Annotated in this window: 11 protein-coding genes; 4 read left to right on the top strand and 7 right to left on the bottom strand. The window is 60.8% G+C overall.

Annotated elements, in window-relative coordinates; genetic code table 11:
- The first annotated feature begins 564 nt into the window (after positions 1–564).
- The 3 genes from ACFO3E_RS15025 (at position 565) to ACFO3E_RS15015 (ending at position 3,044) form a co-directional block, all read left to right on the top strand.
- Positions 565–1,725 carry an acetyl-CoA C-acetyltransferase gene (locus tag ACFO3E_RS15025; RefSeq protein WP_380805740.1) on the top strand — a complete coding sequence of 387 codons (1,161 nt, stop codon included), beginning with the start codon at positions 565–567 and terminating at the stop codon, positions 1,723–1,725.
- 123 nt (positions 1,726–1,848) lie between these two features.
- Positions 1,849–2,235, top strand: coding sequence for a nuclear transport factor 2 family protein (locus tag ACFO3E_RS15020; protein WP_380805737.1), 387 nt, complete (start codon positions 1,849–1,851; stop codon positions 2,233–2,235).
- A 59-nt stretch (positions 2,236–2,294) separates the two neighbouring features.
- Positions 2,295–3,044 carry a glucose 1-dehydrogenase gene (locus tag ACFO3E_RS15015; protein WP_380805734.1) on the top strand — a complete coding sequence of 250 codons (750 nt, stop codon included), beginning with the start codon at positions 2,295–2,297 and terminating at the stop codon, positions 3,042–3,044.
- 99 nt (positions 3,045–3,143) lie between these two features.
- On the opposite strand, the gene ACFO3E_RS15010 is transcribed toward ACFO3E_RS15015, so the two are convergent.
- Together ACFO3E_RS15010 and ACFO3E_RS15005 are read right to left on the bottom strand one after the other, a co-directional pair.
- On the bottom strand, positions 3,144–3,722 hold the full coding sequence (locus ACFO3E_RS15010; protein ID WP_380805731.1) for a nuclear transport factor 2 family protein: 579 nt from the start codon (positions 3,720–3,722) through the stop codon (positions 3,144–3,146).
- A 53-nt stretch (positions 3,723–3,775) separates the two neighbouring features.
- Entirely contained in the window at positions 3,776–4,279 is a 504-nt protein-coding gene (locus tag ACFO3E_RS15005; protein ID WP_380805730.1) for an SRPBCC family protein, read from the bottom strand.
- A gap of 188 nt (positions 4,280–4,467) precedes the next feature.
- Here ACFO3E_RS15005 and ACFO3E_RS15000 point away from each other — a divergent pair, with 188 nt between their 5' ends.
- Positions 4,468–4,893, top strand: coding sequence for an SRPBCC family protein (locus ACFO3E_RS15000; RefSeq protein ID WP_380805727.1), 426 nt, complete (start codon positions 4,468–4,470; stop codon positions 4,891–4,893).
- A 73-nt stretch (positions 4,894–4,966) separates the two neighbouring features.
- Here ACFO3E_RS15000 and ACFO3E_RS14995 read toward each other — a convergent pair whose 3' ends face one another.
- The 5 genes from ACFO3E_RS14995 to ACFO3E_RS14975 form a co-directional block, all read right to left on the bottom strand.
- Entirely contained in the window at positions 4,967–5,998 is a 1,032-nt protein-coding gene (locus ACFO3E_RS14995) for an alpha/beta hydrolase family protein (RefSeq protein WP_380805724.1), read from the bottom strand.
- Between the two features lie 53 nt (positions 5,999–6,051).
- Positions 6,052–8,586, bottom strand: coding sequence for a TonB-dependent receptor (locus ACFO3E_RS14990; RefSeq protein WP_380805721.1), 2,535 nt, complete (start codon positions 8,584–8,586; stop codon positions 6,052–6,054).
- A gap of 175 nt (positions 8,587–8,761) precedes the next feature.
- Positions 8,762–9,745, bottom strand: coding sequence for a FecR family protein (locus ACFO3E_RS14985; protein WP_380805719.1), 984 nt, complete (start codon positions 9,743–9,745; stop codon positions 8,762–8,764).
- A complete protein-coding gene (locus tag ACFO3E_RS14980; RefSeq protein WP_380805717.1) occupies positions 9,711–10,295 on the bottom strand; it encodes an RNA polymerase sigma factor in 585 nt (194 codons plus the stop codon). Before ACFO3E_RS14980 ends, ACFO3E_RS14985 begins: the two co-directional genes overlap by 35 nt.
- 208 nt (positions 10,296–10,503) lie before the next feature.
- A complete protein-coding gene (locus ACFO3E_RS14975; RefSeq protein ID WP_380805715.1) occupies positions 10,504–10,851 on the bottom strand; it encodes a Rieske (2Fe-2S) protein in 348 nt (115 codons plus the stop codon).
- Positions 10,852–10,945 lie beyond the last annotated feature (94 nt).

Genomic DNA, 10,945 nt, shown 5'->3' with positions numbered 1-10,945 from the left:
ACCAGGACTGCCCGGCTCCGCATCAGGGTAGGTCACAAACCCCACCCGATAATCATATCCCATGACACGCCTCTCATCAAAACAGGATGTAGGACCTAATGCTTTCGGACTGACAATGCAATCGGCGTCATGCAACCGCCGCAGCGCGGGCGCAAATTTGGCCGTTCCGGGCATGCAAAGGTAGATCGACCGAGACGATCGACAGGACCACTGATCCTCAGCCAACGTCCCAGCAAAGGACCGACTCAGCGTCTACTTCACCGGCTCAACCCTGCGTATGAACCTGTGCAGAGCGGACACGCATAGTTGGAACGATCTTCAACGCCGATCTGCAAGCCACCTGCAGACGCCATCCCAAAAAAGGCAATGCCTGTAGCCCTTTACTCATCCGGAAAGCATGGCCTTTGCGCCATGCGTCCGAAACAGTATGTAGGACCTAGTCCTTTACAACGTGTCCGCCAGAGCCTATACGATCAGGCGAGTAGCGTGCACATGGGCTGGGGCAAAACCGGCGCCAGAGCATCACCAAGACTGCTGAGCCGACCAGAGCATGAAGGAAAGCTTATGAACGCCTATATCGTGGCCGCCGTTCGAACCGCTGGCGGGCGGCGCAATGGAAGGCTTTCCGGCCGGCATCCGGTCGAACTCGCCGCTGAGGTCCTGAACGCGCTCGTCGACCAGTCGGGCGTGCCGGGCGAAGCGATCGACGATGTCATTCTGGGCTGCGTTACCCAATATGGCGAACAGTCACGCCAGGTTGCGCGCTTCGCCGTGCTGGCATCGAAGCTCCCCGAGTCCGTGCCTTCAGTGACGATCGATCGGCAATGCGGTTCTTCGCAGCAAGCGGTGCAGTTCGCCGCGCAGGCGATCATGTCAGGTACGCAGGACATCGTGATCGCCGCGGGCGTCGAGAGCATGAGCCGCGTACCGCTCGGTGCAGCGACCAACGCTGCGGAAGGGAAGACGCCGATGATCCAGGCGATCCGCGACCGCTATTCGATCAAGGACTTCAGCCAGTTCGGCGGCGCCGAGATGATCGCCAAGAAATGGGGCTTCACGCGGGAGGATCTGGACGCCTTTGGCCTGGAAAGCCACCGCCGTGCGACCGCCGCGACCAATTCCGGCGCGTTCGAGGCGGAAATCGTGCCGATCACGATCACCCTGCCGGATGGTTCGACCGATCTCCACGTCAAGGACGAAGGGATCCGCTGGGACGCGTCGCTCGAAGGCATGGCGGGCGTCAAGCCGGTGGTTGAAGGCGGCCTCATCACCGCCGCGACCTCCTCGCAGATCACCGACGGCGCATCGGCCGTCATGATCGTTTCGGAAAAGGCGCTCAAGCAATATGGGCTGACGCCGATCGCACGGATCGCGAGCTTCACCGTCACCGCCGGTGACCCGATCATCATGCTGGAAGAGCCGCTCTACGCCACGGACAAGGCGCTCAAGCGGGCCGGGATGACGATCGGCGACATTGACCTGTTTGAAGTCAATGAGGCCTTCGCTCCAGTTCCGCTCGCCTGGCTGAAGCATACCGGCGTCGATCCGATGAAGATGAACGTCAATGGCGGCGCGATCGCGCTCGGCCATCCGGTCGGCGCCTCGGGAACGAAGCTGATGGCGACCTTGATCCACGCGCTGCGCGCACGGGGGGGCAAATATGGCCTGCAAACCATGTGCGAGGGCGGCGGCCAGGCGAATGTGACGATCCTCGAGGCATTGTGACGATCATCTCGCCCGGGGATCGCCGTCACCCCGCCGAAACGGGGCGGCGATCCATAGGATAACACCAGCTGATCCTCTTAGTGAGGACGACGCCAAACCGCACGACAAAAAATTGGAGTGGAAATGGACAGCGCGAAAAAGAAAGCCGTTCGGGATTATGTGGCCGCAGTCGGCAAGGGTGACGGAGAGGCGCTCCGCGCCTTCGTAACCGAAGATTATACGCACGAGTTTCTGGGTAGCACCGTATTGCGGGGCACCAGGACACTGACCGAAATCCTGGGACAGCTGGAAGCCTTTTCCTCCGCACTCGCCCGCCCGGGAGAATTCCTGTTCCAGGAAATGGTCGAGGAAGGCGATGTCGTCTCCGCCATGTTCTCTGGCAAATGCGAACTGGTGAACGGCAAGCGGTTCGATGGCGACTATGCCGTCTTCTGTCACTTCCGGGGCGACAAGATCCTGAAAATGCGGGAACTGATCGACACCAAGCTTGCAGACGATGTCCTGAGCTGAGGGTTCTGCCCCCTGTCCCATTTTCCACTATCCGATGATTATGATTAGAAGGATGAGCCATGTTTGATCTGACGGGCAAGGTTGCCCTCATTACAGGTGGAGCCAGCGGCATCGGCGCCGCGGCCGTGCGGTTGTTCCACCAACTTGGCGCCAGCGTCACGATCGGTGACATCCAAGCCGAAGCAAGCGAAGCGCTGGTCAGCGAGTTGGGCGACCGGATCCGCTTTTCGCGCCTGGACGTGACCAAGGCGGCCGACTGGGAGCGCACCGTGGCGGAGACGGAAGCCGCCTTCGGGCCGGTCAATGTGCTGGTGAACAATGCCGGGCATCCCGGCCACTGGAAGCCGATGGGCGACATGACGCTGGAAGAATATCGGATGGTCTGCGCCATCAATCAGGATGGTGTATTCCTTGGCACGAAGACTGTTGTCCCGTCGATGCTCCGTGCGGGCGGCGGGTCGATCGTCAACAATTCATCCGGTTACGGCCTTGTCGGGGCCGCGAACAACATGGACTATTGCGCGTCCAAATTCGCCGTCACGGGCATGACCAAGGCAGCGGCTATCGAACTGGCCCCATCGAAGATCCGTGTCAATTCGGTCCATGCCGGCGTGGTGTTGACGCCGATGGTGGAAGCCACGATGAAGCAGCTTGGTTCGGACGCGGATATCTTCATTGCGCGCATGCCGCTGAACCGCGGCGCTGCGCCTTCCGAAATCGCCAGCGTCTTTGCATTTCTGGCCTCCGATGCCGCCAGCTTCGTGACCGGCGCAGCGCTCCCGGCCGATGGCGGTTTGACCGCCCAGTAACGGGATCTTGTCCGCCGTGGTTGCAGTCGGCAGGCCGTCCGACTGCAACCCGCGTGCGCTCTGCGCGCGGGCTAGCCTTCGCGCCTGTTAGGGTTCGCTTTACCGCGAATAGGCCGGATCATGACGATCGCGGCTCGATCGATGACGCAAGAGATCATATTGGCCGCCGGTGGTGATTCCGCTGTAGAGTCCGACGCGATTCCAGTCCGGCACGATCTTTCGCCTGAAGATGCGCCACTCCCCGCCCCGGCGCTGGAACAGGTCGATATAGCGTCCTCCAAAGATGAATTCGGCCACGTCGTCACCTTTGAACCCTGCGTCAAGGGCATTTTCCTCGCCCAGCAGCGCAGCGCGACTGTCGTGCTGGGGGTGGGACAGATGGAGCGCCGTTAGATAGGTCTCCACAAAGGCCTGGTTTCCATCCAGCTCGATCAGGATGTTGGAAACCGCATGATGGCTCGTCGGCCACATATGGCGGACCACATTTTCGAAGAAGGCGGCGATAATGTCCAGCACGGGACCTTCCGACGGCCCTCCGTCAAAGGCGCCGTATTCCCAGAAGGTGGTCTTGATCAGATCGACATCCAGCCGGTCGGCAGCGCGGCAGTAGCGATGGATAAAATCAGTTATCTGCTGCCGATCCAACAGCTGTGCGATATCCCGCGAATGGCCGCTCATAGCAACATCCTCCAGCATTCTCCCTGATCAGTCCGGAGATCGATCGAGGTCTATCAGGCCGCTGCTCGCCTCTTCGCAAAATATTTGTCGAGGCTGGCCACAATTGACACATAGACGCCATGGAGCATGGCGGCCTGTTGCTCACCGACCTCGGCCGGCACGCAGTCGAAGTTCGAGGAGATGGTCATCATGCAACCGCCATCATCCAGCTCATCCAGGGCCCAACTCGCCATATAGTTGCGTATGCCCTCGGCAAATCCGTCGGTCGCGTCGTAATAGAGCCGGTGCGCCACCGGATCGGCGACGAGCAGCACCTCGCGATTTTCAACCGGCGCGCCCAGTTCTGCTGCGCCTTCCCCACGAGACATCACCCGGGTCCGGGGCACCGCGCCCGGCTCGCCTTCCAGCCAGCAGTCCATGACTTTCATGCCTTCGGAATTCGTTCCGTCGTCATACCAGGCAAGGGTTCCCCAATCCGTGATCAGCGACCAGACGTCTTCGATATTGGCGTTGATCTTCCCTTGATGATAGCCGGAAACCCTGTGCACCTTCGCCATTGTAAATCTCCGCATTCTCGCGCTGGCATCTTTCGGTGAGCCAGTGTGCTTGCCGTTGACGGGATATATAGGATATAGATACTATCTTAGTCAAACCCTCTCCAGCGGCAGTACCATATTTTAACGGGCAGGGCATGACGCAGAATTCCGGAGGCGCTTTGCGCCTCGCTGCCTGATGGAGCGCATAGATGACGATCACCCTTGATGCCACAATCGATGCCCCGCTGGACCATCTCTGGTCAATGATCGCGGACTTCCCCAACCTGATGCGCTGGCATCCCGGGGTCGAACGCTGCGAAACCTTGGGCGTCGGCGTCGGCGCGGTTCGCAGGCTGTATTTCGCGGACTTCTGGGCGGCGGAGAAGCTGGAACTGCTGGATAATGACCAGCACATCCTGCGTTATGCGATTATCGACGGCAGCAACCCGGCGTCGAAGGGGTTGAGGGGCACGATCAGCCTTTCCGCCGGGGATGAAGGGCAAACGAACCTGACCTGGACGTCAGGGGTCGATCCCGACCGCGAGGACGCAGCGTTTCTCGACGCCTATCTGCAAACCTATTATCCCGAGCGCATAGAGCATCTTCGCCAAGCGGTGACGTCTCCGCGCGCGTGAGGAAATCTGGTGGGGCAGCGACGCGCGCCGCGTGATCGACATTTCGGTCCGGCAACAGGTCGCTGCAATGCCTTCAGAAGCCGCACTCTTCCTTCAGCCAGGATATGACCAGCTGGGCAAGGGCAATCCGCGCCGTCAGATAATAGTCGTTGGCCTGGAAAACCGCCTGGGAGAAATGCTTGGCCCCCGCGTCCAACATCGCTTTCACAAGCGGCTCGTGGGTCGATTGCATATATTCCCGGCTCGAATGCCCCACCAGCAACATGTTCTTGTCCACCAGCTTCGCGGCCGCCTTCCGCATGCTCAGCCGCTCGAACTCCGCCGGCGTGACCCTATTCAGCTCAGCGACCAGATCGACACGCCCGGCCGTGGATTTTTTGAGGTCGTTGAACCATTTCTGGACGTTCGCGGGCAAGGGCGCCTTCATCAGCTCGGAAGGACTGACAGTGATGGCGGTGTTGAGGCCGGGATTTTCCGCTGCGCCGATCCATCCCAGCATGCCGCCGCCGCCGCTCTTGCCGAGGACCGCGATGTGATCAGGGTCGATCTGGAACAGCCGCTCATCGGCGGCCACGCCGGGGGGCACCGTGTGCCGTCCTCCATCCTCCCGCAGATAGGCGACAGCCGCATGCAGATCTTCAAGCGCGCTGATAAAGGAATATTGATGTTCGCTGTCCCACATCCCTCGCGGGTTGAAACGCATGACGTGGATGCCCGCGCCCAAAAGCGCCGGAACAAGGCTGTCCAGACTGTCTCCCCCATAGCGCTGAGGAGACAGGATCACGCAGCCCCTGGGTTCTGCGCCGCTGGCAAGCCACATGAAGGACTGAATGGGTGTTCCCTGGCTCATGAAAACATGGGGGAAGTGGATCGGCGGATATTGGGGATCGTAGTAGACGGAATCCCTGGTGGCATAGTCGACCCCCAGACCGACGGGCCTATACTGCCGGGCGATGCCCTCCGCGTTCGCGGCCCAACTGGTGCCGGCCTGCGTGAGGGCGGCAGCCAGCGCAGCAAAGCCGCGAGCGACCGATCGGCGCGAAATCCCTCCCCTTCCCTCGCCGGCCTGGGTCTCATCCCCTTTCCCGTCATCAGCCTTTTTCATCGAAACATCCCCTAGTTCTTGTTGCTTGACCGGCGGCACATGGTTACGCGCGATCAGCGCGCGCCGAACCGGCGGGTGATCTGGACGGCCAGCTGACGCCCCCGATTGACACCCCAGGCATAGCGGTCCGCATCAAAGGTCGGCCCTGCGGTTCCCGAGGGGCCGCCAGTGAAGAGCACTGCGAAGGAGCTTTGATAGGGGTGTTCATTCGTGAGATTGCGGGCGAGAAGCGCAGCCTCCCACTTACCGTCGCTCCTGCTCAGGCGGACGTTCGCATCCAGCATCCAATATCCGTCCAGCTTGCTCCTCGGTGCCAGGCTCGTGTCCGTATAATAGCTGCTGCTGTAGCTGGCATCGGTCGACAGGCCGATCCGCCAGCCGCTGTTGAGATCGCGTTCATAGTTGATACCGGCATTGCCCGACCAGTCCGGAGCATTGGCGAAAGGACGGCCTGCCAGGTCCTGGAGGGAATAAGCGCCGCTGGGTAGAAGGCCCACATTGCAACCGGCCGCGATAGTCTGGCCCGGATAGCAGTTGGCCGTATATATGTCGAAACGCGCCTTGTTGTAGCCGACTGCGGCTCGCAAGGTCAGGCCCTCGACCCCTGTCTGCCAGTTGACGTCGGCCTCGACGCCCTTGACCGTTCCCCTGCCCGCATTGGCGGTGAGGAATTGGATGCCTTCCACGTAGGTCACCTGCAGGCCGGTGGACTCATAATGGTAGGCGCTCAGGTTCGCGCGCAGCCTGTTGCCGAACAGCAGGGCCTTCACCCCCGCTTCGGCACCCTTGGTAATCTGCTGACCATAAGCGACACCAGAGGGTGACAAGCCGCCGCTGAGAAAGCCCTTCTTGTAGCTCGCGAACAGCGTGAGCTTGCTCGACGGCCGCCAGGTGGCGGTGAACTCCGGCGAAAAGTTCGTCCATTTGCGATCGGGATCGGCAGGCGGGGTCCGACCCACGAGATTGGAGAAGGACGCCGTCTTCCTTTCCCAGGAATAGCGGCCACCACCAGCTAGTTCGACCGTCGGAACAGGATTGACCCGGATCTGGCCGAAGAGGGAGACATGCCGCCCGTCCAGATCCAGCTTGCCTGACCCGAAGTTGGTCGGATTATTGGCCATTCCGACGTCCCGTGTGTCGTAAAGGAACTGGCTGTCCTGAAAATAGCCGCCGACAAGGAAGTTCACCGGACCTGCGAAGCTGCTCCCCAACCGAAGTTCCTGGCTGAGTTCCCTGAGCTTGATGTGATAATCCCCGACGATGATCAGATCGGGGTCTGTTGTCGTGAAATACGGATCAACCCAGTCGATCTTGGCCGTGTAGAGGCTGGTGAGCGCCGTGAAGGTCAGACTGTCCGAGGGCCGATAATTCATTTCGAGCGAGGACAATATCTGCTTCTGGTCGACCTTCGGGTTGCCATCGCCAGCACCTAGCGCTGCGAAGCTGGTGCCATAGCCGCCATAGGCGACCTTGTTGTCGACCTTGCAATTTTCGCCCGATCCGTTCACACCCAGCGGCAGTTGAGGGATGCCGAACGGGCAATAGCTATATTGCCGGGTTTCCGATGCGCCCGCCGTTTCGAGTTTGCCATAGTTGAACTTGAAGCGGGCGTCGAACTGTTCCGAAGGGTCGAATTTTAACGTCAACCGGCCTGCCACCTCCCTGTCATGAGGAAGCCGGCTCCGAGGACTTGCAAACGGCAGGTCGGGAGGCAGGATATTTTTCTCCCAACCTGACATGTGGGAGGCAAGGACAGCCACGCGAACGCCGAGCGTGTCGGTGAGAGGGCCTGAGACGAAGCCGTCGAATTGTGCTTCGCGGGCATTGAATTCATAAAGTCCCGATGCCTTGGCCTCGAAATGATCCGTGGGATCCGCGGTGCGCATCGAAATGACGCCGCCCGGGCTGTTCTTGCCGAAAAACAGCGCCTGCGGCCCTTTGAGAACTTCAATCTGCGCCAGATCCATCTGGCCGATGCGGCGAATGCTCGACCTTGCAACCTGCGCGCCGTCGATGTTGAAGGTAACACCCTGGTCCGCGGTCGTGGTGTTTGCATTGGCGCCCACGCCACGCAGGAAGATGCCCCCGCCCTGTATCGCCGCACCGCCCCCGATCTGAAGTTGCGGCACCACATTGTTGAGTTCATCGAGCCGGGTCAGGTGGCGCCGATCTATTTCCTTCTGGCTGATGCCTGTCAGGACAACGGGGGTCGCCAGCGATGTTTCCTTCTGACGCCGCGCCGTCACCACGATGTCGCCATCGGGGAGAGCCGGAGATCTGCTAACACCCCGGTCCGCCGGCATATCGGTCTGCGTGGTTGGAACGGCCTGCGTTCGCCTTATAGTGATAATACCACTCGCGTCAGCGGGTTGGCGCGCCGCGAGCCCCGTCCCAGACAACAGCCGCTGAAGCGCCACTTCGACCTCCAGTCGGCCGATGACGGCATTCGCCCGCTTGCCCCGCAAGAGGCTCTTACTGGCGAGAATCTGAAGGCCCGACTGTTTCGCGAATACCGTAAGTGCAGTTTCGGCGGGCTGCGCCGGAATGGCAAAATTCCGCACCTCCGCCTCCGCCGGTTGCACAGTCATGGCGACCATTATGGCGGTTGGAATGATCATAGATTTTCCCCCTAGCGGTGGCGCCCCAGCACGCCATTCCCTTATGCTGTGATGCACGGCGAGGCCCTTTCCGATGGGGAAGACTCATTTTTTCACATTTCTGATGACAGAATTAGGGCGTGCATTCACATGGTTGGCGCAAGCGCTAACGGCTGATCAGGATTACTCTTTCCTTTTCAGTGACTCTGGCCCCGGTCATTTCAGCAACGGCAGTGGCGAATTTTGCAGAATCGCTGGTGCGAAAATAGCCCACCAGCCGTTCTCGCCCTATAGCGGGATCGGCAATCACGATACGCTGTCGATTATAGCGGTTGAGTTCGGCCGCAGCATAGTCAACCGTTTGCCCGTCGAGCACGATCTCCCCGCTGCGCCACGCGAGCGAGCGCTCGACGTCCTGCCGCGCATTTTCCCTCGTCCGCTCCAATGAACCACTTGTGTCAACATAGGTTTGGGCGCCCGCCGTCAGACGGCGGCGGCTTCGTTCCTGACCCTCGATCCAGGTCTCGACGACGCCTTCGGTGACCAGCACATCGGCGCCGCCAGGCCGGCGGCGCACCGCGAAGGCAGTCCCCACCGCACGTACGCGCACCGCCCCCGCCTCGACGATGAAGGGCCGCGCCTTGTCATGGGCAACCTGGAACCAGGCTTCGCCCTCCTCTAGGCGGATGTCCCGCTGTTTTGGCTGCAAGGCTATCGCGACCCGACTGGCGGTGTTGACCACGGCAACCGATCCGTCGGCAAGGGGCACGCGGCGCACCTCGCCGACCTGCGTGGTGATTTCCTCCTGCCCGAGGCGAGAGAGGGCAAGGAAGCCGCCCGCTCCCGCTGCTGCCGTTGCCAGGCCGGCAGCGGACAGTTTCAGAAATCGCCGCCGATTGGAACCATCCACCTCGTCTGGAAAGGAGAAGTCCCGTGGTGATGCCGCGCTTTCCCCGAGCGCACGGCCCCGGTCCAGATAGGCAAGCGTGGCCTGCGCACGCAGCAGCGCGCCTTCATGCCGGACGTCCTCGGCCAGCCAGCCTTCCAGCACTGCTCGCTCGACGTCGGACAGGGCGTCGTCCTCGAGCCGGATGGCCCAGTGCGCCGCGTTGTCATCAATCTTCTCGATGGGTCGCCGGGCGTCGCTCATGTCTGCTTCCTTGATGTTGGTCCTGCTCCCCCTCCTCCTTCGCTATCGCTTTCATAATCAGCTTCAGACCACGCACTGCCTGGGCTTCTATGATATGTTCGGCAAGACCCATGCGTTCGGCGATTTGCCGCTGCGGCACGCCTTCTATCCGCCGCAAGTAGAAAATCTCTCGACACCGATCGGGCAATCCTGCGATCAAACGTTGAATCCTTGCCAGTTCCTGGCGGGCGCTAGCATATTGTTCCGGGCTCGGGTCCCCATCCTCGATCCCCAGGGCATCGATATCCGCCAGGCTGTCGATCCGCACGATCCGTTCGCGCCTGACTCGTTGCAGCATCATCGATCGCGCTGTGGTGAAGAGGTAGGCACGCCCATTGCGGATATGGCTCACATCCGTCAACTGCGCGATGCACAGATAGGCGTCATGCACGATGTCGTCTATGTCCTGAACCGGCAACGCCCGGCGCCGCAGCCATGCGCGCAGCTGCGGTTCGTGGGGAACAATGTTGCTCGCCACCCAGGCTATGATCTCCGTGCGGCCTCCTGGCACCAGTTCCGCTCCTCGCAAAAGGCCATGCCGTCTGGTGAAGATGCATGGCGGCAGCTTTTCCGACGACAGGTCCGAAAATTCGGATGCCAGCGGCGCGAAAACGCAAAAAGGCGGTTCAATCGCGCCGTCTGTGCGCTACCGCCATGAGCGCCGCTCCCTCATGTATCGGCCCGTTTCGCGGGCTGTCTGCGCCGAAAGCCCAGCGCCCCTAGATCGCTTTGCGAAACAGGTGCCTGACGACAGTCTTGCCGGGCTGCACCTCGACCCGGCCATGATGGATCCGGGCTTCGAAGCGACGGACCGGATCTACGGCCGGTCCCACGACAGCCTTGCCGGTGCATATGTCGAAACGTGCGCCATGCTTGCGGCAAACGATGGTCGATCCGATCTGCCGTCCGCCCTGGAGCGGAAAATCGAGGTGGGTGCAGCGATTTTCCAGCGCATGGACTTCGTTGTTGATGCGGAAGATGAGGATAGACACGCCTTCGATGACGAAAGCGCGATGCTTACCGTTGGGAATGTCTTGGAGCGCACAGACATCCACGAAATGCATCATCTTTGTGGATTGCCTTCATTTTGCACGAAGGCGATGATGTCTTCGGTTTTGGATCCTGCGCCGAACACGCCTGCGACGCCCATTTCCTTGAGCT

The sequence above is a fragment of the Sphingobium tyrosinilyticum genome, assembly GCF_042654265.1.
In the GTDB taxonomy this organism is placed as follows: domain Bacteria; phylum Pseudomonadota; class Alphaproteobacteria; order Sphingomonadales; family Sphingomonadaceae; genus Sphingobium; species Sphingobium tyrosinilyticum.
Note: the sequence above shows the minus strand (reverse complement) of the source record. Positions and strands in the feature narration are given on the sequence as shown.